Raw genomic sequence first — 20,040 nt, 5'->3', positions numbered from 1 at the left:
GAGTCGCGGTCAGGCCAGCCCCACTAGGAGGAAGCTTCCACCATCCTTTCATCGCCGAGCGGCGAGGTGCTGGTCTGGTTGCGGCCATTATGCTTGGACAAATAAAGATTTTTGTCCGCTTCCTGTAACAGTTCGTTAAACGTATCGATAAGCGAGCGCTGCGGCGCGTTTGCGGCGGCAAGCCCAATGCTAACGGTGATGAAATGGGTCTGCTGCTGATAGCGGAACGCGTTGTTTTCAATACTTTTGCGCACCCGCTCGGCCAGCTCGTAGCCTTCCAGTTCATCCTGGGCTGCGCAAACCACCACAAACTCTTCGCCGCCCATGCGCGCCACCAGCCCCTTTTCGCCTACCGCCTGCCTGAGCTTGTTGGCAAAGGCGCTCAGGATCACGTCGCCGCAGTCGTGGCCGTAGTTATCGTTGATGCGTTTGAAGTAGTCGATATCCAGCAGCATCACGCACAGCGTCGGCCTGCTTTTGCCGGAAAACTGCGGACAGCCCTTTTTCAGCTTTTCGAACAGCCCGGAGCGCGAATGGACGCCCGTCAGGTAGTCGTAATCGGCGCGCAGCGAGGTCTGCTTGATGAGCTGATTTATCGCATCAACGCTGACCGAAACGATCAGCGGGCAGATAGCGATGGTGGCAATACCCAGCCTTGCAGAGAACATCTGATCCACCAGCAGCGGCTGATCGTTATGAATATCGATAATGGAGCTGGCGACCAGCACGATCTCCGTGCCGCCGGTCAGCAGCGTCAAGAGTGAGGTTATCGCCAGCGGATAGCGTATCGCGCACCAGATGAGCGCGGGCAGCGGAAACGCAAGGCTCCCCGCGCCGCCGATGAGGATGGACGCGCCAAGGGAAATAACGATGCCCAGCAGCGGATAGAGCTTTGAGAACGTAAAGGGCGGTATTTTGCGCCAGTCCGGCCATTTCGCCGTCAGCAGGCAGGGGATCATCAGCACGCCGGTTGAAAATTGTTCGCTTACCCAGTCGGCATATAGGGGGACTATTTTCTGATAATCACTGACGTTACCTATTGACCCCAGCGTGCCAAATAACGAACAAAATATCGCCCCGATCAGGCTGAAGTGGAAAATATTAAACGCGTTAACCGCCCAATTATTTTCATTATTGCTGCGTGAATACCGCAGTAATAATCGCGCAACGGTAATAATAAATACCATGTTCGAAAAATTAATAATAACCGACTGCCAGCCCCACTGGGTGGTAAAGGCGTCGTAGAGGATCATCGCGCTGTAGCACAGGAAATAGTAAAGCGGCTGATTTAAAAAGGGATTCCTAACAAAAACGGCGGCCAGCACCGCATTAAGCGGCCAGAAGAGAGAAAGCTCATCCACCAGGCGCAGCGAGGCGCCAAAAAAATAAAACAGCGTGGTAATAACGAATACGCTGACGGCATTGCTCAGCGTTTTGCCGGGCGAAAAGAGTGCAAAGTTGTTGTGACCAGCCATGCGATTAAGATTCATATATAAGTAGTCACGATACCGGTGGAGGAATAGCGATCAGCGGGAGAGTAATTTTAATTGATATTGTAGCACGAATTCATCTTTTCCGATCTGAATGCTCGGCTATAACGAGCAAATATAGGATATACCCGGAGCACGGTTTATAGGTGGTTTAGTGTCGCTGGCCTATAGTTAGTGTGGTAAGTATCCACCTGGAGTAGAAATGAGGAAATCCGCGTTGGCTGAAGGCGTTATGATCGCCGCGATCATGGGCCTGGTGTTGGTAACGGTTAGCTGCATCGGCATGCTGTTTTTAAGCCCGCTGGGCGCAGCGGTTTTAGGGTAGCCCGCCGCCTTGCTCAGGCTTCCCTTTACATGGCTGAAATGGGCGCTCGCCGGGCTGCTGGTGCTGCTTATCGTCGCCCTTAGCCTGCGTGTCTGGTTAACCCAGCGCGGCCCTGAGCTCGCGCTCTGGCACACCTTCGTTCCCGCCGAAATGCAGGTCGATGAGCTTAACCGCGCCGACTGGCAGGCGTATACCGACCGCGAACGGCAAATCTTCGCCTCCGTGCAGGAGCAGGTGATTGCCCATTACCCGGCGTCAGGCTTTAACCGCTATGCGAAGAACAGCCCTTTTAACGCGCAAACCTACGCCGACGACTGGAACCGCTCGCACATTCTTAAGCCCGTGGGCAAGCCCGTTGGCGTGGTGGTTCTGCTGCACGGGCTGACCGACTCCCCCTATAGCCTGTCGCACCTCGCCGCCGATTTTCGTGACCGTGGCTATCTGGCCGTGGTGCCGCGCCTGCCCGGACACGGTACCGTGCCGGGAAGCCTCACGAAGGTGGACTGGCAGCAGTGGCAGGCCGCTGCAAACCTCGCCGTTCGTGAAGGCATGAAGCTTGCCCCAAACACCCCGCTGCTGATGGTGGGCTACTCCAACGGCGGCGCGCTCGCCATGCGGTATGCCCTGGACTCCCTCGAGAAGAACGCTTCGCTGCCGGTACCGAAACGCATCATTCTGCTCTCGCCGATGATCGGCGTCAGCGGCTATGCGCGCTACGCCGGTATTGCCGGGCTGCCGTCCCTGCTTCCGGCGTTTGCGCGCTCCGCCTGGCTAAGCACCGGGCCGGAACTCAATCCGTACAAGTACAACGCTTTCCCGGTGAAGGCCGCCCGCCAGTCGTGGCTGCTGACCCGCGCCGTGCAGAAAGCCCTGCACCAGGCGCAAAGCGATCACCGGCTTGCTCTTCTGCCGCCGGTTCTCACCTTTCAGTCGGTGGCCGACGCCACGGTAAGCACCCGCTCGGTCGTCGCCGAGCTGTACAACCATTTGCCGGAAAACGGCAGCGAGCTGGTGCTGTTCGACGTTAACCAGGCCGAGAAATGGCGGCTTCTTATGCGCGATAACCTGCGCAACGCGCACAACACGCTGCTGCCCGCCGGAGCGCGGAGCTACTGCACGAAGCTGCTCACCAACCGCTCGGCGGCGACCAACGAACTGGAAATTCAGACGACGCCCGCCGGACAGAGCAGCACGGACATCAGCCTGCCGGGCCTTGCCTGGCCGGCGGATATGTATTCCCTATCGCACGTGGCGCTGCCTTTCCCGGCGGACGACGCGCTTTACGGCAGCGACCCGCGACCTTCACCGCTGGTAGGCATTAATTTGGGGACGCTGGCCCCGCGCGGGGAAAGAGGGGTATTAAACGAAAGTCTCGATACGCTGATGCGCCAGTCCTCCAACCCTTTCTATCCGTGGATGGAGCAGCAGATCCGCCAGTTTGTGGATGAAAAACGCCCCCGCAGCGCCTGCCGGTTGCCCGCGCCGCGGCCTGGTGATACTGTTACGCCATGAATAAAATCACTCCGATGAATACTTCAAACGTTTTTAGCGGGTGGCGCGTCCTCTGACGCGGCGCCGACTTTTGTTTTAAAAAAGCTCGAACTGGCCGCTGGAGTGCGGCGAGTTTGAGATAACCCGGTTGTTCATCGTCCGCTCCAGCAAAACTTTCGTTATGCAGGAGTTGTTATGAATATCCCTACCCCCGAACGTCAAACTATCCTCACCGGCGACCGCCCAACCGGCGCGCTGCATCTTGGTCATTACGTTGGCTCGTTGCGCCAGCGCGTTACCCTTCAGGAACAGCATCGCCAGTTTATTCTGGTCGCCGATTTACAGGGGCTGACCGACAACGGCAGCAATCCCCAAAAGGTCGCAGACAACATTCTCGAAGTGTTGGCCGATTATCTCAGCGTCGGCATCGATCCTTTCAAAACCACGATTTGCCTGCAGTCTTCCCTGCCGGCGCTGGCCGAACTGACGATGCTGTACATGAATATCGTGACAGTGTCACGCGTACAGCGTAACCCGACCGTAAAAAATGAAATTGCCCAGAAAGGCTTTGCCAGCAGCATTCCGGCGGGCTTTCTGGTGTATCCCATCAGCCAGGCGGCGGACATTACGGCGTTTAAAGCGGGCCTGGTACCGGTGGGCGACGACCAGCTGCCGATGATTGAGCAGACCAATGAAATCGTGCACAAGATGAACGGCCTGCTGCCCGCGCCAACGCTGGTGCCGTGTAAAGCCCTGCTTAGCGAGGTCAGCCGTCTGCCGGGCGTGGACGGCAACGCAAAAATGTCCAAGTCGCTCGGCAACGCCGTCGCCCTGTCCGCCTCGCCCGACGCCATCGCGCAGGCCGTGTCGGCGATGTACACCGACCCCAGCCACCTGCGCGTGAGCGATCCCGGCAAGGTTGAGGGCAATATGGTCTTCATCTATCTCGATGCTTTTCATGACGACGCGGAGTATGTCGCCGAGCTAAAAACCCGGTATCGTCAGGGCGGTCTGGGCGACCGGCAGTGTAAGAACGTGCTCAACGACCGTCTGCAAACGCTGCTCGCGCCGATTCGCGAAAGGCGCGCCGAGCTGATGCAGGACAAAGGCTATCTGATGTCGGTACTGCGGGCCGGTACGGAGAAAGCGCGGGAGCAGACCCAGCAAACCCTCGTCGAGGTTAAACGCGGGCTGGGCCTGCCGGTCTTCTACTGAGGGCGTTTAGAAAATAGAGCGGCCGATGCGCTGGGCGAGAATTTCCAGCGCGGCGGTTCCGGCCAGCGAGTTGCCCGAAGCGTCCAGCTCCGGGCACCAGACGGCGATCGACATTTCATGCGGCACAATGGCAATAATCCCCCCGCCAACGCCCGATTTCCCCGGCATGCCGACGCGATAGGCAAATTCGCCCGCGCCGTCGTACATCCCGCTGGTGACCATCAGGGCGTTGATCTGCCGGGTTTGCTGGGCGCTGATCACCGGCTCATCCAACTGGGGCGATACGCCCTGATTCGCCAGAAACAGAAACGTCTTCGCAAGCTCGAGGCAGCTCATCTTCAGCGCGCAGTAGTGGAAATAGTTTTGCAGCACGGTGATTACGTCGTTATCGAAGTTGCCGAACGACTTCATCAGCCAGGCGATGGCGGCGTTGCGGGCGGAATGCTCAAATTCGGACTTGGCTATGCGCGTGTCATAGGCAAGATCGGGCTGGTCGGCAAGCTGGCGCACCACTTCCAGCATGCGCTGCTTCGGCGCGCTGAGGCGGGTTTGCAGCATATCGCAGACGACCAGCGCCCCGGCGTTGATAAACGGATTGCGCGGCTTGCCCTGCTCCAGCTCAAGCTGCAACAGGGAGTTAAACGGCTGGCCCGACGGCTCTTTGCCCACCCGCCGCCAGATTTCGTCCTCTTCGTAGCGGCCCATGGCGAGTGCCAGGCTCAGCACTTTGGAAATGGACTGAATGGAAAAACGTTCCTGCGCGTCACCCGCGCAAAAAACCTCGCCGCCCACGGTGCAGACGGCGATGGCGAGTTTATCGGCGGGAACTTCCGCCAGGGCGGGAATGTAGTCGGCAACTTTACCCTTGCCGATAAGCGGCCTGACCTGCGCCAGAATATCTTCCAGCAGCTGATTATCTAACGAACCTTGCACCAAATGCTCCTGACCGGCGGGATTTTACGCCCGCCAGTATAACAGACTGCCGCCGCGCGAATCGATGCGGCGATAGCGCTATCGCTTAGCCACCCTACGCACTCGCAGGTCGCATAAGCGAAGCGCCACGCGATGCTTTACAAACCGCTATTTGCGGTCCCGCCACACCGTCTGCACGTTGCAGAATTCGTGCAGGCCGAAGTGCGAAAGCTCGCGGCCAAAGCCGCTTTTCTTCACGCCGCCAAACGCCACGCGCGGGTCGCTTGCGCTGTAGCCGTTGATGAACACGCCGCCACATTCCAGGCGCGCGGCCATGTCCGTGGCAAGCATGCTGTCGGCGGTGAACACGGTGGCGGAAAGACCGAAGTCGCTGTCGTTTGCCAGCGCCAGCGCATGCTCCGCGTCGCGCGCAACGGTGATGGCGGCGACCGGGCCGAACAGCTCCTGGCGAAACGCCGTCATTTCTGGCGTTACGTTGCCCAGCACGGTCGGCGCGTAGTAGTTGCCTTCCCCGGCGTTTTTTTCGCCGCCAAGCAGCAGCGTAGCGCCCTGTTGAAGTGACGTTGTCACCTGAGCATGAAGCTCGTCGCGCAGGTCGTAACGCGCCATCGGCCCAATCTGAGTCGCTTCAAGGGTCGGGTCCCCCACCTTCATCTGCCGCGTTGCCGCAAGGAATTTAGCGGTGAAGGCGTCAGCTACGCCAGCTTCCACGATAAAGCGTTTTGCCGCCGCGCAAACCTGCCCGGTATTCTGGAATCGCCCGGCCACGGCGGCTTTGACGGCCTCGTCGAGATCGGCATCGTTAAGGACAATAAACGGGTCGGAGCCGCCAAGCTCCAGCACGCATTTCTTCAGCGCCGCACCGGCCTGCGCCCCGATTGCCGCACCGGCGCGCCCGCTCCCCGTCACGGTAATCGCGGCGATGCGCGGATCGTTGATGGCCCGGCTCACGCCTTCTGGCGTCACGTTGATAAGCGTAAACAGCCCGGCGGGGAAGTCGGCCTGGACGAACAGTTCTTCGATCAGCGAAGCGCAGCCCATCACGTTCGGCGCGTGCTTGAGCACGTAGCCGTTGCCCGCCAGCAGAATCGGCACCGCGCCGCGCAGCACCTGCCACAGCGGGAAGTTCCACGGCATTACGGCGAGAATCGGGCCAAGCGGGCGGTATTCGATGACCGCTTTGTCATCCGGCACCTGGGTTGCCTCCGCGCCCAGCATCGCCGGGCCGTGCTCCGCGTACCAGTCGCAAAGGTTGGCGGATTTGCTCACCTCTGCCCGCGCCTGAGCGATGGGTTTGCCCATTTCGGCGGTAATCATCTGCGCCATTGCTTCGGCACCGTCACGCAGCGCGGCGGCGAGATCGCGAAGTTTTTGCGCGCGCTGGCTGACGGACAGACCGCGCCAGGTGAGAAACGCGCGGTGGTTTTGCTCAAGCGCCGCGTCAAGCTGGGCGTCGGATTCATAGGGATAGGCGGCGAGCCGCTGGCCGTTAGCCGGGTTAAGCGAGATCGCGTGTGTTTGTGCGGTTACTGATTGCATGGTGTCGCCCTGTTGTCTGAATGTCCGTTTACCTTACGCTTGAGGATGAGTGGTGAAAAATGAATAATACTAAGCCGACCATTCACGAAATGAGAATAGCCATGGATCTTGTCCAGCTCGAAATGTTTAACGCCGTTGCGGAAACGGGCAGCATTAACGCCGCCGCCCAGAAGGTGCACCGCGTGCCGTCCAACCTCACCACGCGCATCAAGCAGCTCGAGGCGGATCTGGGCGTCGACCTGTTTATCCGCGAGAACCAGCGGCTGAAGCTCGCGCCCGCCGGGCACAGCTTTCTGCAATACAGCAGGCGCATTTTAGCGCTGGTCGACGAGGCGCGAATGGTGGTGGCTGGCGACGAGCCGCAGGGCATGCTGGCGCTGGGTTCGCTGGAAAGCACGGCGGCGGTCAGAATCCCCGGCGTGCTGGCGATGTTTAACCAGCGCTACCCGAAGATCCAGCTTTCGCTGTCTACCGGCCCGTCGGGCGACCAGATTGACGGCGTGCTGGAGGGTAAACTATCTGCCGCCTTCGTTGACGGGCCGGTGCTGCACCCGGCATTAGAAGGGCTGGCGGTGTACGAAGAGGAAATGGTGATTGTCGCCCCCATCGACCACCCGCCCATTGAGCGCGCCCGGCAGGTGAACGGCGCGAATATCTACGCCTTTCGCGCGAACTGCTCCTACCGCCGCCATTTCGAAAGCTGGTTCCATCACGACCAGGCCATCCCCGGCAAAATCCACGAAATGGAGTCCTACCACGGCATGCTGGCCTGCGTTATCGCCGGGGCCGGATTGGCCCTGATGCCGCGCAGCATGTTAGAAAGCATGCCCGGCAGCCACCAGGCGAGCGCGTGGCCGCTGCCGCCGGACTGGCGCTATCTTAAAACCTGGCTAATCTGGCGGCGCGGCGCGAAAACCCGCCAGCTGGAGGCGTTTATGGGGCTGCTGGATGAGGCGGTGTAGCGTTGAACGCAATAAAATGCCCCCTTTCCGAGGGCATAACTTGAGGATTAGCGCAGGGTTTCGTTCATCACGGCGGTGACTTTTTCCATCGTCGCCCCCGCGTCGTTCACCCCCTTCTGCTGCTGCTCCTTCACCCAGCTGGCCTGAGCCTGCCGGTAGCCCGTCGCCGCCTGCCATTTCAGGACTTCATCTTTTTTCAGGATGCGCACCGTCGCGCCGTCCTTTTTGAGATCCTCAACCTGCTCGTTCATACCCCGCTCCATCGCTGAACCCAGAGATTGATACGCGGCCTCCGCGGCGCGGCCAATCGCGGCCCGATCTTCCTGCGCAAGGCCGTCCCACGTCTTTTTATTCATCGCCAGAAGATAGATGTGCCCGAGCCACAGATCCTTTGACAGCAGGACATGAGGCGCGGTTTTCTGCACGTCAAGCTGATAGCCGCTGTCGACGTTGACCATCAGGCCGTCCAACGTGCCCGCCTGCAGGGCTTTGTAAATGCCGTCGTTCCACGGCATAGAAACCGGGATGGCGCCGGCATTTTTAAGGAAATCCTGATGCCAGAAGCTTGCCGAACGCCACCTCGTCCCCTTGATGTCTTCCAGGCCGTTCATGGGTTTAGCGCTGAAAAACGCCACCGGAAAGCCGGTGGCGAAAAAGACGTTCACGACGTTGGCTTTCTCTAGTTCCGCAGAAAACGCGGGGATCTGCTGATAAACGCAGCGGAAGAAGTCTATCTGCGCGCCGCCCGCAGGCCCCACCGGAAAGCTTTTAAAAATCTGGTGCAACGGCAGCTCTTTCGGCGTGTACTCCGGCACGACCACGGCCATATCCGCCAGCCGGCCTTCGCTGACGGCGCTTAGCTCGTCGTAGCTTTTCGCCAGTTCGCCGTTCCAGTGCGCCTCAACCTTCAGCCGCCCCTTCGACTCCTTTTCAATCGCCGGGAAAAACACATCGTTAATAAACCGGGTGCGCATGCCGCCCAGCGGTTCGTGATCGATATATCTGAGCGTGGTGGTGGCGGAAACGGCGGCGGGCAGCAGCATTGCGGCGATAAATATCGCCGCGCGTTTGTGTATCAAATCCATATGATTTCTCGTTCAGGTGAAGGTTAAAACTAGCGCAGCAAAACTTTCCCAATCAGATAGGTGGCCGCTTTGCCGCCGATGTGCACCCGGTCGCCGACCAGCTGGCAGCGCAAATCCCCGCCGCGTTCGGAAACCTGGCGGGCCAGCATCTGCGTTTTACCGAGCTTTTCTGCCCAATAGGGGATCAGCATGCTGTGCGTGGAGCCGGTGACCGGATCTTCCGGCACCGATTCGCCAGGGCAGAAGAAGCGGCTGACAAAATCGTATTCGCCTTCTCCCGGCGCGGTAATGCAGACCATTTTATCCAGCGGGATCATGGCGTTGATGTTCGGGCGCACGTTTTCAACCTGCTGCTGGTTTTCCAGCACCACCATGTAATCACGGGCGACGCGCACCTCTTTGCATTCGCTGATGCCAAGCGTTTCCAGCAGCAGCGGCAGCGGCATCACCGGCTCCGTAGACCAGGCGGGGAAATCCAGCGTCAGCCATTCGCCGTTGCGGGTCACGGACAGCGGGCCAACAAAGCGGGTAGTGAAATGAATAGTGGCGTGCGGGTAGTCAAGGTGTTCAAAAATCACGTGCGCCGCGGCAAGGGTCGCGTGGCCGCAGAGGTTAATTTCGCCCTGGGTGGTAAACCAGCGCAGCTCAAAGCCCTCGTCGGTAGTGACAAAGTAGGCGGTTTCCGACTGGTTATGCTGTTTTGACATCTTCAGCAGGACGTCATCCGGCAGCCATTCCGTGAGCGGACATACCGCCGCGGCATTGCCGCCGAACGTCGTATCGGCAAAGGCATCTACCATATAAAAGTCAATTGGTTGCATAGCGTAAACCCCGTATTGTTATTGGTGACTGCATGGCGTCTACCATGCCATGACACGCCCGCCCGATGCATTCATTTTTTTATGCGCTCACAGAGGGGTAAAAAAATGAGACATAAATCACAAAATGGGTTGTATGCCCCGGTTGATGGTTTTATGATCGACGCCTCTTCAGAACTTTTCATTTACCTACGCGAAACTATTTTATGACACTAAGCACAGTCTCACGCCGTACAGCGTGGCTGCGGGTCGTTACTCTTGCTGTCGCGGCGTTTATCTTCAATACCACTGAATTCGTGCCCGTCGGGCTGCTGTCGGATATCGCGCAGAGCTTCGGCATGGAAACGGCGCAGGTCGGCATCATGCTGACGATTTACGCCTGGGTGGTGGCGCTGATGTCACTGCCGTTTATGCTGCTGACAAGCATGGTAGAGCGCCGCAGGCTGCTTATCGGCATCTTCGTGCTGTTTATCGCAAGCCACGTGCTCTCTTTCCTCGCGTGGAACTTTACCGTGCTGGTGATAAGCCGTATCGGCATCGCCTTTGCCCACGCTATTTTCTGGTCGATTACCGCTTCGCTGGCGATTCGCATGGCCCCGGCGGGTAAAAAGGCCCAGGCGCTGAGCCTGATTGCAACGGGCTCCGCGCTGGCGATGGTCTTAGGCCTGCCGCTGGGCCGTATCGTTGGGCAATACTTCGGCTGGCGCACCACCTTCTTCGCCATTGGCGTGGTGGCGGCGATAACCCTGGTCTGCCTGATGAAGCTGCTGCCGAAGCTGCCAAGCGAACATTCCGGCTCGCTCAGCAGCGTGCCGCAGCTGTTCCGCCGCCCGGCGCTGGTGAGCATTTACGTGCTGACCGCCGTGGTGGTCACCGCGCATTATACCGCCTACAGCTACATTGAACCGTTCGTGCAAAGCGTGGCGGGCCTGAGCGCAAACTTCGCGACCGTGCTGCTGCTGGTACTGGGCGGCGCGGGTATCCTGGGCAGCATTCTGTTCGGCAAACTCGGCAACAGATATGCGTCACCGCTGATTAGCGGCGCGATCGCCCTGCTGGTTCTCTGCCTCGTGCTGCTGCTTCCCGCCTCGACCAGCAACGTTAACCTCACGGTGCTGAGCATGTTCTGGGGCGTCGCCATTATGGTGATTGGACTCGGGATGCAGGTGAAAGTGCTGGCGCTGGCCCCGGACGCGACGGACGTCGCCATGTCGCTGTTTTCGGGAATTTTCAATATCGGGATTGGCGCAGGCGCGCTGCTGGGCAACCAGGTCAGCCTGCACCTGTCGATGGCAAGCATCGGCTGGGTTGGCGCGGTGCCTGCCGTTGCGGCGCTCATCTGGTCAGTGCTGATATTCCGCCGCTGGCCGGTGGCCTTAGAAGAACAGCCGCACCACGGCTAGTGTCAATGTCGGGTAGCGATGGGCTACCCGGCATGCTTTTGTTATCCATGATGTTGCCCACCGCCCGGTTCGAGCAGCACGATTCCCAGCTGATCTGCCTCTTCTTCAATACTCTCCATCAGCAAATCTGACTCAAGCAGCCGCTGCGATTCTATTTCAACGTCGAGCTGCCCCGCCGCAATTCTGTCGCCGAAGAGCATGACTGCCTGGCCGCCATGCTGGCGTGACGACCATTGCAGGCCGTGAACGTCAGGGTATGCCCGATGAACGGCGAGTGAATATTCTCTGGTAAAGGGATAATGGTCTGCGCTGGAATCAAGAAGGTCGGCTCGCCTGACGCCCATTTTGCGCAGCGTTTTCGGATTAAAATCGGCCAGCGTTAAATCCGTTGTTGCGCTGAGCACGGAGTGAACCAGCCCCTGTGCGCGTCTGAGGTCGAAAGGCTTTCCATCGGAATGAAGCGGTACGTCATGAAAAAGCGTTTCCATAACGGCAACGCCTGTAGTGGCCCCGCCATAGAGCGTGGCGACGCCGTTCAACATCGGGCTAAAGCGCGCGTTTCCCATGCCGGGGTTGAACTGGAGAGCGGTGAATTTATCAGAATGAATGCGATATATGCGCTGACCTGCTGGCCATGTCGCGACGTTTATTTTCAGGTTCACCCTTGGCGCGGCCAGCCCGCGTTCCACACCAGACACGTCCCTGTGTTCTGTATCAGCCATGAACACCGCCTTCGCGCTCTTCTCGGGCCGCCGTCAGCACCTGCTCCGGCATTTCCGTCAAAACATCCTTTGGTTTCCTGCCGCCGAGCCAGCTGTTTTCCGAGCCGAACCAGATAGCCAGGCCCCACGGCGTTTTGCTGTCGCCAAACGTCGCGAGGATCTCTTTCACCACGGGTAGCGGACGGTAGCCTTCGTCCAGTAGGTATTCGGGATAGTTATCTTTGCCGCCGATCTGTACGGCGAAAATGCGCCCTGCGGCCTTCCAGCGGTTTGGCCCTGCGCTTGGGTTGGTGTTGTTAAAGCTGGCTTTCTCTGACAGCTCGCGGGCAGAGAGCCACACGGCCTCGTTCAGGATGCGCTCGTTAAGTTCGTCCTGCCTGCGGATATTGCGGGCCGTGCGTGCAGGTTTACGCGCCTTTTCGCCCGGGCTTGTGGCTGGGGCTTCATTGCTTATGGCATTCAGTGAAGCAACCGCCGCGTTTACGGCGGCGCTCATCGCCATTTCGAGCAGTTCGTTAAAATCTTTGCGGCGGCCCGCCACGCTGCCTAGATCGATAAGCAGGTATTCGGACTCGGTTTTGAAATCGATGCGGTGCAGCTCGTCGCCGCTCAGCGACTGAACTTCAAAAGGATGACGCTCACGCCTGGCGATATTTGCTTTTGCGCCCATGACTCACCTCGTTGCGTAGTGGATATATGCGTTATATTCATTATATGACATACCGAGACTCTGTCACAGCGCAATTTTTATTCAAACTTCCTTTTCTAAATCCAGCAGCTCTTCGAGCGTCAGCACGTTGTTGTTGATAACGTCCATGGCCTTATTAAGCCCTTGATTATAAAAAAGCGGCGCGATCTTTTTCACCAGCTCGTCCAGAAAGAACTCGGCTTCAAACTGGCCGAGCTGAAGATCATGCTTGTCTTCCATATAGTCGACGATATGGGCGACGACGCCGTTGTAGTCGTCGGCGGGCAGCTTCAGGTTTTTCATCTTTTCCCCCTCTTATAGCGGCCAGGTTTTAATGATTTCGATAACGCCGTTGATGATGAACTGCACGCCCATGCACACCAGCAGGAAGCCCATCAGGCGTGAAATGGCTTCGATGCCGCTCTTGCCGACCAGGCGCATAATGGCCCCGGAACTGCGCAGGCTGCCCCACAGGATCAGGCTAACCAGCCCGAAAATCAGCGGCGGTGCCACCAGCACCACCCACGGCGCAAAATCAACACCGTGTTTGATCGTGGAGGCCGAGCTTATGATCATCGCGATAGTCCCCGGCCCTGCGGTACTTGGCATCGCAAGCGGCACGAAGGCGATATTGGCGTCCGGCTCTTCGCTCAGCTCTTCGCTTTTGGTTTTGGATTCCGGGGATTCATGCGCCTTTTGCTGCGGGAACAGCATGCGGAAGCCGATTAGCCCAACGATTAACCCCCCGGCGATACGCAGCCCCGGAATAGAAATCCCGAAGGTATTCATCACCACCTGGCCCGCGTAGTAGGCGACGATCATGATAACGAACACGTTTATCGAGGCCATCATCGCCGTGCGGTTGCGCGCCCTGCTGTTCATGTTCCCGGCGAGGCCGAGGAACAGCGCCACCGTGGTAAGCGGGTTGGCCAGCGGGAGCAGCACGACGAGGCCCAGCCCGATAGCCTTCATCAAATCCATCATATTTTTTTCCTTAATATCCGTTACTTGCAGCTGGGCAAGTATAGCAGCCAAACGTCGTTACCTGGCCCCGACGTTTTGTATCACATCGTTTGATATTCATTGCGTGAATATTATTGAGGTGTAGTGCGAACCTTCAGCGTGCGCCATCAACACAAAATAAATCGCCAGATACCCCTTAAAAGCTCGCTAATTATCTTGCTTTTTCAGGTCGTTTCAGAGCAATGCTGCTCTGCTTGCGGAAGCGTTTTAGCTATTCGTGTGATCCTGCGTCAGCGGGTGAATCATCACGTTGACTTATACTTGCCCTGGCAATAATATCTCGCGTGATTAATCTACTTGCCTGGGCAACCATAGTGAAAAGCACAAGTGACCTGTTTAACGAAATGATCCCGCTCGGGCGGCTGATTCATATGGTTAACCAGCACAAAGACCGACTGCTCAATGATTACCTCTCGCCGCTGGATATCACCGCGACGCAATTCAAGGTGCTTTGCTCCATCTATTGCGAAGTGTGCATTACACCGGTTGAGCTGAAAAAAGTGCTGTCGGTCGACCTGGGCGCGCTGACCCGCATGCTCGATCGCCTACTTTGCAAAGGATGGATTGAGCGATTGCCGAACCCGAACGATAAGCGCGGTGTTTTAGTCAGGCTAACGCCTGAGGGGAAGACGCTGTGTGAGAAGTGCCACAGCCTGGTTGGGCAAGACCTGAATCGAGAACTGACAAAAAACCTGACGGCAGATGAAGTCGATGCACTTTATCACCTGCTAACAAAGGTATTGCCGTAAAGCTGAAAAGAGGTGAGACGATGTCCAGACGCAACAACGATGCGATAACGGTACACAGCATTTTGGACTGGATAGAAGAGAATCTGGAAACCCCACTCTCGCTTGAGAAGGTATCCCAGCGTTCTGGCTACTCTAAGTGGCACCTGCAAAGGATGTTCAAAAAAGAAACCGGCCATTCATTAGGCCAGTACATCCGCAATCGCAAACTGACCGAGATCGCCCTCAAGCTTAAAGACAGCAACGAGCCGATCCTTTATTTAGCAGAACGTTACGGGTTTGAGTCGCAGCAAACGCTCACCCGCACGTTCAAGAATTACTTCTCCGTGCCGCCGCATAAGTACCGCGTGACGCACCTTGCCGGTGACGGAAAGTACATTCATCCGCTAAATCATTGAGCAGTAAACCTGAGTTAATCGTCTAAACAGATGTAATGAGGAAATCATGAAACGCTTTGTATCCGCCGCTGCCCTGCTGTTTGTCCTGGCTTCGGGTAACGTAATGGCGGAACAGCCCGGTAATTTTAACGTCACCCCGGCTAACCACGGAGGAATGATCGTTCCTCCAACTGACAGCAACGCCCGCGCGAGCAACACCGTGAGCGATAAATCAGAACAGCTCGGCACGCCGTATTACCATAATAATTAACAGAGCAAAACGCTGTTAACCTTAACGCCTGATGCCCCGCATCGGGCGTTTTGCTTTTTAAGCGCGGCTTACTCCACGAGCTTTATCTGCTCGCCCTTTTCAATCAGCGAATTTACCGCCGTATCGAAATGCCGGGTCATCGCGGCCATGGCACCCTGCGCGTCCCGCGCACCGTTGGTGGGCTCCATGGACGCGCAGGTTTTGGCGATTGCCGAGGGCCAGCAGAGCAAAAGCGAAGAACAGGGACACAAGGAATACTTCATTCCCTATAAGTACCAAAGCAAAGATGTGCTGATCCCAACCCGCTGCGAAAGCTAGCGTAACCCGAAAGCCCCCTGCAACAACGCAGGGGGTTGAGATTACACCGTTCTCTTTTCCGCCCGCCTGACGCGCAGGCCAAACACGTTGATATACAGCCCCGCCATGATCAGCACCGCGCCGACCAGCTGCGTGGCGCTAAGCGTTTCGTCCAGCAGAAGGGCCGCGCTTCCCATGCCGACCACCGGCACCAGCAGCGACAGCGGCGCCACGCGCCAGGTTTCATAGCGCCCGAGCAAACTCCCCCAGATGCCGTAGCCGACGATGGTGGCGATAAACGCCAGGTAGACCAGCGACAGCACGGTCACCGTATCGATGGACACCAGGCTTTGCAGCATCAGCGTCGGGCCGTCCATCAGCAGGCTGGCGATAAAAAACGGAATGACCGGAATCAGCGCGCTCCACACCACAAGCGACATAATCGGCGGGCGCGACGGCAGCTGCATAATCTTCTTATTGAAGATGTTGCCGCACGCCCAGCTAAAGGCCGCCGCCAGCGTCAGCATAAAGCCGAGCAGCGCAACGTGCTGGCCGCCGAGGCTGCCATCAATCAGGATCAGCACGCCGACCACGGCAAGGGCGATCCCGGCGATCTGCCTTGTCTGCAACCTTTCGTGAAAGACAAACGCGCCGAGGATAATAGTGAAAAAGGCCTGCGCCTGTAATACCAGCGAGGCAAGGCCCGCGGGCATACCGAATTTAATCGCACAGAACAGAAAGGCGAACTGGCCAAAACTAATTGTCAAACCGTAGGCGGCTAATAGGCGAAACGGGATCTTTGGGCGCGCCACAAATAACAGCGCCGGGAAAGCCACCAGTAAAAACCGCAGGCCCGCCAGCATCAAAGGCGGCATATTATGCAGCCCCATTTTTATCACCACAAAATTCAGCCCCCACACTACCACCACCAGCATCGCCAGCAGTCCGTCCTTCCGCGTCATACCCGCCCCTGTCATATTTTATAAATTTGTTAAAATCTATGCCTAAAGCGCGCGGCTGAACAGATACAGATCGCAATAAATCCCTGCCATACAGATGTGTTGTGTTGTGCCGATCGCCCGTGCCCGCCTGTACTTCGCTGTTTCTTCATGATAAATCTGACCGTCTACTCCCATGCCTTAAACAGATAACGATAACCATGGCCATCTTTAGCAAGTGGTTTACCGGCAAGACATTATCAACAAGCGTTTTACTTATCGCCTCCCTACTGCTCACCGTTGGGCGCGGCCTGACCCTGCCGTTTATGACAATCTACCTGTCGCGACAGTACGATATGCCGCTGCAGGAGATAGGCCTGGCGCTGACAATCGCGCTGACCGCTGGGGTATTTTTCAGCCTGTGGTTCGGCATTCTGGCGGATAAATTTGATAAGAAAAAATATATGCTTATCGCCATCACGCTTTTTCTCGGCGGGTTTGTGGCGATCCCGCTGGTGAATAACGCGGTGCTGGTGGTGGTTTTCTACTCCTTAATCAACTGCGCCTACTCGGTATTTTCGACCGTGCTTAAAGGCTATTTTTCCGACACGCTAGAAATACACCAGAAGCCGAAGGTTTTTTCGCTTAACTACACGTTCTCTAATATCGGCTGGACGGTCGGCCCGCCGATTGGCACCCTCGCCGTGCTCTACAGCACCAACCTGCCGTTCTGGCTTTCCGGCATGACGGCGGTGATCCCCTTCATTCTGATTAGCCGCTACGTGCACAGCGCGCCGGTGAATGCGGGCGGCCAAAGCGCAAACGTCGTGCTTTCGCCGCGCAGCATGCTCAAAGACCGGGCGCTGATGTATTTCACCCTTTCGGCATTTTTAGGCTCGCTGGTTTACGGCTCTTTTGCGGCGTGTCTTTCGCAGTACGCGATCGCCATTTCCGATTCCGGGCTTGCGGAAAAGGTCGTCGGCGTGGTGCTGCCGGTGAACGCCTTTGTGGTGGTCGTCTTCCAGTACGCGGTGGGCAAGCGCATCAGGCCGGATAACATCAAAAAGCTGATGTGCTACGGCACGCTGTTTTTTATCGCCGGGCTGGCGGGCTTTATGCTGTCGGGCAGCAACCTGCTGCTGTGGGGGATTTCGGCGGCGGTCTTTACCCTCGGCGAGCTGATCTACGCGCCGGGGGAATACATGCTGGTGGATAACATCGCCCCTCAGGGCCTGAAGGCGAGCTACTTTTCCGCGCAGCAGCTTGGCTGGCTTGGCGGCGCGTGCAACCCGCTGTTTACCGGCCTGATGCTGACGTGGTTTGCGCCGTCGATGCTGTTCGTGGTGCTGATGGTCGCCATCGCGCTGGCGTACTGGACGATTGTGAAAGGAATGGCGGTGAAGGCGGTGTCGTTTGCGGGCTAATGGTGGATGGCGCTAGCGCTTATCCATCCTACAAAACAAACCCAAAACGTAGGTCGGGTAAGGCGAAGCCGCCACCCGACAAAATCACAAACCAACCCCCAAAACGTAGGTCGGGTAAGGCGAAGCCGCCACCCGACAAAACCACAAACCAACCCCAAAACGTAGGTCGGGTAAGGCGCAGCCGCCACCCGACAAAATCACAAACCAAACCCAAAACGTAGGTCGGGTAAGGCGCAGCCGCCACCCGACAAAACCACAAAACAAACCCCAAACGTAGGTCGGGTAAGGCGCAGCCGCCACCCGACAATTCCCCTTACTCCAACTCTTTCCGATACTGAATAAACCCCGGCTTATCGGCGACCTTATCGTAAAGCGTCTGCGCCGTGGCGTTGGTTTCGTGCGTGTGCCAATAAACCCGCGACGCGTTGTTCTCCTGCGCATGTCGATAAACCGCTTCGATAAGCGATCGGCCAACGCCCTTGCCGCGTGACGCCGGAACGGTGAACAGATCCTCCAGATAGCAGTGATCGCGCTTCGCCCAGGTGCCGCGGTGATAAACCATATGCACGATGCCCAGCAGCCTTTGCTGTTCGTCGAACGCGCCGAGCGCGTACATCGGCTCCGTCGGGGAAAGCATGCGCCGCCAGTTAAACAGCGTCACCTCATCCGTCAGCTTCGTATCGTAAAACGTCAGGTAGGCCTGCCAGAGTTCATACCACGCGGCGTAATCCCCTTCGGCAAGCGGGCGCACGTCCACCGCCGTTTTCCCCGGTCGGGTATTGTTAGCCGCCAGGCCGTCACGCAGCGCGGCCAGGCTTTGCACCTGTTTGCCCCCGCGGATATTGTCATCGGCAAGCCAGGCCTCAAAGGCCGACTTCACCAGCGGCCATTCTACGCTTGTGATGGAAAACCACGCCGTATCCCGATTGCGCCCCTTGTAAACCACCACCTGACGGAATAGCCCCTCGAAGCGGAAACCCAGACGCAGCGCGGCGCGACGCGACGGGCCGTTCAGGCTATCGCACTTCCACTCGTAGCGGCGGTAGCCCAGCGCGTCAAAAGCGTATTTCATCAGCAGAAAATGCGCTTCCGTTCCCTGTACGGTGTTTTTCAACTCGGGGGAAAACGTCACGGAGCCGACCTCGATGGTGCCGTTTGCCGGGTCGATGCGCATCAGCGAAAGCGTACCCAGCGCGTGGCCGGACCGTTGGTCGATAACCGTAAAGTGCAGCGGGTCATTGCTCGCCGCCGCCGTCACGATGTAGTCGGCATACTGCTGCTCGTTCGCAAAAGGCCCGGCGAAGGTGTAGGTCCAGTCGCGCCCGTCTTGGGCTTTGCTCCACGCTTTCCAGAGCGATTTAGTATGGTTGGCAGGATTGAGCGGCTCAAGGCGGCAGTATCGCCCTTGCAGCGTTACGCGGTCGGGATAAGCGCGAGGCTGCCAGTCAGGCAGCGCGTCGCCAATAGGTTGCAGAAATTCATTTGTTGCTCCAGTCAAAGTAGACCTCCAGAGGATCGGGAATGTGCTTTGACTATAGGCGATTAAGTGGCACGGCAAAAAGAACCACAATGCGGTATTTTTTTCGAACCACTTATATTGCCACCAGCCCCCGCACGCCGTCCTGCTCCATGTTCCTGCCCGCGCCGCTTTGGATAATCGCCCCGCGTGACATCACCAGATAGCTGTCCGCCAGAACGGCGGCGAAGTCGTAGAACTGCTCGACCAGCAGAATGGCCATGTCGCCCCTGGCGGCAAGCTGGCCGATCACCTGCCCGATCTCTTTGATCACCGACGGCTGAATGCCTTCCGTCGGCTCGTCCAGAATCAACAGCTGCGGGCGGCAGGCCAGCGCCCGGCCAATCGCCAGCTGCTGCTGTTGCCCGCCGGAGAGATCGCCGCCGCGCCGGTGCTTCATCTCCTGCAGCACCGGGAACAGCCGGTAAATCTCTTCCGGCACCCGTTTCGTTTCCCGGCCTGAAAAGCGCGCAAGCCCCATCAGCAGATTCTCCTCCACGGTCAGGCGCGGAAAGATTTCGCGGCCCTGCGGCACGTAGGCGATTCCCGCCTGCACGCGCTGGTGCGGTTTACGCGCGGTGATATTTTTGTCCTGCCAGCTCACCGTGCCGGATTTTGCCGGGATCAGCCCCATCAGGCATTTCAGCAGCGTGCTTTTCCCAACGCCGTTGCGGCCCAGCAGGCAGGTCACCTCGCCGATTTTTGCCTCAAAAGTGACGCCGCGCAGGATGTGGCTGCCGCCGTAGAACTGGTTTAAATCGTTGACCGCTAGCATCT

Annotated in this window: 22 protein-coding genes; 10 read left to right on the top strand and 12 right to left on the bottom strand. The window is 57.9% G+C overall.

Translation table 11 applies throughout. The features are described from left to right. Nucleotides 1-23: 23 nt before the first annotated feature. Entirely contained in the window at nucleotides 24-1,490 is a 1,467-nt protein-coding gene (locus ACSPHG_RS11855) for a GGDEF domain-containing protein (protein ID WP_435953686.1), read from the bottom strand. 202 nt (nucleotides 1,491-1,692) lie between these two features. Between ACSPHG_RS11855 and ACSPHG_RS11850 the strand changes: the two genes are divergently transcribed. The 3 genes from ACSPHG_RS11850 (at nucleotide 1,693) to trpS (ending at nucleotide 4,521) form a co-directional block, all read left to right on the top strand. Continuing rightward, nucleotides 1,693-1,815: a hypothetical protein gene (locus ACSPHG_RS11850; protein WP_435953685.1), complete on the top strand. Its 123-nt coding sequence runs from the start codon at nucleotides 1,693-1,695 to the stop codon at nucleotides 1,813-1,815. A 9-nt stretch (nucleotides 1,816-1,824) separates the two neighbouring features. Further along, nucleotides 1,825-3,327, top strand: a complete 1,503-nt coding sequence (locus tag ACSPHG_RS11845) for an alpha/beta hydrolase (RefSeq protein ID WP_435953684.1) — start codon at nucleotides 1,825-1,827, stop codon at nucleotides 3,325-3,327. 174 nt (nucleotides 3,328-3,501) lie between these two features. Further along, a complete protein-coding gene (gene trpS, locus ACSPHG_RS11840; RefSeq protein WP_435953683.1) occupies nucleotides 3,502-4,521 on the top strand; it encodes a tryptophan--tRNA ligase in 1,020 nt (339 codons plus the stop codon). A 6-nt stretch (nucleotides 4,522-4,527) separates the two neighbouring features. On the opposite strand, the gene glsB is transcribed toward trpS, so the two are convergent. Together glsB and ACSPHG_RS11830 are read right to left on the bottom strand one after the other, a co-directional pair. Next, the gene (glsB, locus tag ACSPHG_RS11835) at nucleotides 4,528-5,454 is read right to left on the bottom strand and encodes a glutaminase B (RefSeq protein WP_435953682.1); all 927 of its coding nucleotides are present in this window, start codon (nucleotides 5,452-5,454) and stop codon (nucleotides 4,528-4,530) included. A 147-nt stretch (nucleotides 5,455-5,601) separates the two neighbouring features. After that, nucleotides 5,602-6,993 (bottom strand): aldehyde dehydrogenase family protein, encoded by a 1,392-nt coding sequence (locus ACSPHG_RS11830; RefSeq protein ID WP_435953681.1) that lies wholly within the window; start codon nucleotides 6,991-6,993, stop codon nucleotides 5,602-5,604. A 101-nt stretch (nucleotides 6,994-7,094) separates the two neighbouring features. Between ACSPHG_RS11830 and ptrR the strand changes: the two genes are divergently transcribed. Next, nucleotides 7,095-7,955: a putrescine utilization regulator PtrR gene (ptrR, locus tag ACSPHG_RS11825; RefSeq protein WP_435956001.1), complete on the top strand. Its 861-nt coding sequence runs from the start codon at nucleotides 7,095-7,097 to the stop codon at nucleotides 7,953-7,955. Between the two features lie 47 nt (nucleotides 7,956-8,002). On the opposite strand, the gene dctP is transcribed toward ptrR, so the two are convergent. Both dctP and ACSPHG_RS11815 read right to left on the bottom strand, forming a co-directional pair. Further along, complete coding sequence (gene dctP, locus ACSPHG_RS11820; protein WP_435953680.1) at nucleotides 8,003-9,040, bottom strand: TRAP transporter substrate-binding protein DctP; 1,038 nt, start codon at nucleotides 9,038-9,040, stop codon at nucleotides 8,003-8,005. A gap of 29 nt (nucleotides 9,041-9,069) precedes the next feature. Next, nucleotides 9,070-9,861, bottom strand: a complete 792-nt coding sequence (locus ACSPHG_RS11815) for a PhzF family phenazine biosynthesis protein (protein WP_435953678.1) — start codon at nucleotides 9,859-9,861, stop codon at nucleotides 9,070-9,072. Nucleotides 9,862-10,064: 203 nt separating this feature from the next. Here ACSPHG_RS11815 and ACSPHG_RS11810 point away from each other — a divergent pair, with 203 nt between their 5' ends. Then, nucleotides 10,065-11,261 (top strand): sugar transporter, encoded by a 1,197-nt coding sequence (locus tag ACSPHG_RS11810; RefSeq protein WP_435953677.1) that lies wholly within the window; start codon nucleotides 10,065-10,067, stop codon nucleotides 11,259-11,261. A gap of 41 nt (nucleotides 11,262-11,302) precedes the next feature. On the opposite strand, the gene ACSPHG_RS11805 is transcribed toward ACSPHG_RS11810, so the two are convergent. From ACSPHG_RS11805 to ACSPHG_RS11790, 4 genes are all read right to left on the bottom strand, one after another. Beyond that, nucleotides 11,303-11,983 (bottom strand): RES family NAD+ phosphorylase, encoded by a 681-nt coding sequence (locus ACSPHG_RS11805; protein WP_435953676.1) that lies wholly within the window; start codon nucleotides 11,981-11,983, stop codon nucleotides 11,303-11,305. After that, nucleotides 11,976-12,653: an integrase gene (locus tag ACSPHG_RS11800; protein ID WP_435953675.1), complete on the bottom strand. Its 678-nt coding sequence runs from the start codon at nucleotides 12,651-12,653 to the stop codon at nucleotides 11,976-11,978. The genes ACSPHG_RS11805 and ACSPHG_RS11800 overlap by 8 nt, the downstream gene beginning before the upstream one ends. Before the next feature lie 81 nt (nucleotides 12,654-12,734). Then, nucleotides 12,735-12,974 (bottom strand): DUF2164 family protein, encoded by a 240-nt coding sequence (locus ACSPHG_RS11795; RefSeq protein WP_435953674.1) that lies wholly within the window; start codon nucleotides 12,972-12,974, stop codon nucleotides 12,735-12,737. A gap of 12 nt (nucleotides 12,975-12,986) precedes the next feature. Then, nucleotides 12,987-13,655 carry a MarC family NAAT transporter gene (locus ACSPHG_RS11790; protein WP_435953673.1) on the bottom strand — a complete coding sequence of 223 codons (669 nt, stop codon included), beginning with the start codon at nucleotides 13,653-13,655 and terminating at the stop codon, nucleotides 12,987-12,989. A gap of 353 nt (nucleotides 13,656-14,008) precedes the next feature. Here ACSPHG_RS11790 and marR point away from each other — a divergent pair, with 353 nt between their 5' ends. The 4 genes from marR to ACSPHG_RS11770 all read left to right on the top strand — a co-directional run bounded on the left by marR (nucleotide 14,009) and on the right by ACSPHG_RS11770 (nucleotide 15,406). After that, the gene (gene marR, locus ACSPHG_RS11785; protein ID WP_435953672.1) at nucleotides 14,009-14,443 is read left to right on the top strand and encodes a multiple antibiotic resistance transcriptional regulator MarR; all 435 of its coding nucleotides are present in this window, start codon (nucleotides 14,009-14,011) and stop codon (nucleotides 14,441-14,443) included. A 20-nt stretch (nucleotides 14,444-14,463) separates the two neighbouring features. Beyond that, complete coding sequence (gene marA / locus ACSPHG_RS11780; protein ID WP_435953671.1) at nucleotides 14,464-14,838, top strand: MDR efflux pump AcrAB transcriptional activator MarA; 375 nt, start codon at nucleotides 14,464-14,466, stop codon at nucleotides 14,836-14,838. Nucleotides 14,839-14,884: 46 nt separating this feature from the next. Next, complete coding sequence (marB, locus tag ACSPHG_RS11775; protein ID WP_435953669.1) at nucleotides 14,885-15,088, top strand: multiple antibiotic resistance regulatory protein MarB; 204 nt, start codon at nucleotides 14,885-14,887, stop codon at nucleotides 15,086-15,088. Between the two features lie 186 nt (nucleotides 15,089-15,274). Continuing rightward, nucleotides 15,275-15,406, top strand: a complete 132-nt coding sequence (locus ACSPHG_RS11770) for a hypothetical protein (protein ID WP_435953668.1) — start codon at nucleotides 15,275-15,277, stop codon at nucleotides 15,404-15,406. Between the two features lie 41 nt (nucleotides 15,407-15,447). Here the strand turns inward: ACSPHG_RS11770 and eamA are convergent, their stop codons facing one another. After that, the gene (gene eamA / locus ACSPHG_RS11765; protein WP_435953667.1) at nucleotides 15,448-16,347 is read right to left on the bottom strand and encodes an O-acetylserine/cysteine exporter; all 900 of its coding nucleotides are present in this window, start codon (nucleotides 16,345-16,347) and stop codon (nucleotides 15,448-15,450) included. Between the two features lie 197 nt (nucleotides 16,348-16,544). Here eamA and ydeE point away from each other — a divergent pair, with 197 nt between their 5' ends. Beyond that, entirely contained in the window at nucleotides 16,545-17,747 is a 1,203-nt protein-coding gene (gene ydeE / locus ACSPHG_RS11760; protein WP_435953666.1) for an efflux MFS transporter YdeE, read from the top strand. Between the two features lie 313 nt (nucleotides 17,748-18,060). Here ydeE and ACSPHG_RS11755 read toward each other — a convergent pair whose 3' ends face one another. Continuing rightward, complete coding sequence (locus ACSPHG_RS11755) at nucleotides 18,061-19,245, bottom strand: GNAT family N-acetyltransferase (RefSeq protein ID WP_435953665.1); 1,185 nt, start codon at nucleotides 19,243-19,245, stop codon at nucleotides 18,061-18,063. Nucleotides 19,246-19,339: 94 nt separating this feature from the next. Then, nucleotides 19,340-20,038: an urea ABC transporter ATP-binding subunit UrtE gene (gene urtE, locus ACSPHG_RS11750; RefSeq protein ID WP_435953664.1), complete on the bottom strand. Its 699-nt coding sequence runs from the start codon at nucleotides 20,036-20,038 to the stop codon at nucleotides 19,340-19,342. Nucleotides 20,039-20,040: the final 2 nt, after the last annotated feature.

The organism is Dryocola baronae (assembly GCF_051297175.1).
Lineage (GTDB): Bacteria > Pseudomonadota > Gammaproteobacteria > Enterobacterales > Enterobacteriaceae > Dryocola.
Note: the sequence above shows the minus strand (reverse complement) of the source record. Positions and strands in the feature narration are given on the sequence as shown.

What these genes read in the sequence shown, in the direction of transcription:
- ACSPHG_RS11855 (WP_435953686.1), bottom strand. Translation starts at nt 1,490, where the DNA reads ATGAATCTTAATCGCATGGCTGGTCACAACAACTTTGCACTCTTTTCG.
- ACSPHG_RS11850 (WP_435953685.1), top strand. Translation starts at nt 1,693, where the DNA reads ATGAGGAAATCCGCGTTGGCTGAAGGCGTTATGATCGCCGCGATCATG.
- trpS (WP_435953683.1), top strand. Translation starts at nt 3,502, where the DNA reads ATGAATATCCCTACCCCCGAACGTCAAACTATCCTCACCGGCGACCGC.
- ACSPHG_RS11830 (WP_435953681.1), bottom strand. Translation starts at nt 6,993, where the DNA reads ATGCAATCAGTAACCGCACAAACACACGCGATCTCGCTTAACCCGGCT.
- ptrR (WP_435956001.1), top strand. Translation starts at nt 7,095, where the DNA reads ATGGATCTTGTCCAGCTCGAAATGTTTAACGCCGTTGCGGAAACGGGC.
- dctP (WP_435953680.1), bottom strand. Translation starts at nt 9,040, where the DNA reads ATGGATTTGATACACAAACGCGCGGCGATATTTATCGCCGCAATGCTG.
- ACSPHG_RS11815 (WP_435953678.1), bottom strand. Translation starts at nt 9,861, where the DNA reads ATGCAACCAATTGACTTTTATATGGTAGATGCCTTTGCCGATACGACG.
- ACSPHG_RS11810 (WP_435953677.1), top strand. Translation starts at nt 10,065, where the DNA reads ATGACACTAAGCACAGTCTCACGCCGTACAGCGTGGCTGCGGGTCGTT.
- ACSPHG_RS11805 (WP_435953676.1), bottom strand. Translation starts at nt 11,983, where the DNA reads ATGGCTGATACAGAACACAGGGACGTGTCTGGTGTGGAACGCGGGCTG.
- ACSPHG_RS11800 (WP_435953675.1), bottom strand. Translation starts at nt 12,653, where the DNA reads ATGGGCGCAAAAGCAAATATCGCCAGGCGTGAGCGTCATCCTTTTGAA.
- ACSPHG_RS11795 (WP_435953674.1), bottom strand. Translation starts at nt 12,974, where the DNA reads ATGAAAAACCTGAAGCTGCCCGCCGACGACTACAACGGCGTCGTCGCC.
- ACSPHG_RS11790 (WP_435953673.1), bottom strand. Translation starts at nt 13,655, where the DNA reads ATGATGGATTTGATGAAGGCTATCGGGCTGGGCCTCGTCGTGCTGCTC.
- marA (WP_435953671.1), top strand. Translation starts at nt 14,464, where the DNA reads ATGTCCAGACGCAACAACGATGCGATAACGGTACACAGCATTTTGGAC.
- marB (WP_435953669.1), top strand. Translation starts at nt 14,885, where the DNA reads ATGAAACGCTTTGTATCCGCCGCTGCCCTGCTGTTTGTCCTGGCTTCG.
- ACSPHG_RS11770 (WP_435953668.1), top strand. Translation starts at nt 15,275, where the DNA reads ATGGACGCGCAGGTTTTGGCGATTGCCGAGGGCCAGCAGAGCAAAAGC.
- eamA (WP_435953667.1), bottom strand. Translation starts at nt 16,347, where the DNA reads ATGACGCGGAAGGACGGACTGCTGGCGATGCTGGTGGTGGTAGTGTGG.
- ydeE (WP_435953666.1), top strand. Translation starts at nt 16,545, where the DNA reads ATGGCCATCTTTAGCAAGTGGTTTACCGGCAAGACATTATCAACAAGC.
- urtE (WP_435953664.1), bottom strand. Translation starts at nt 20,038, where the DNA reads ATGCTAGCGGTCAACGATTTAAACCAGTTCTACGGCGGCAGCCACATC.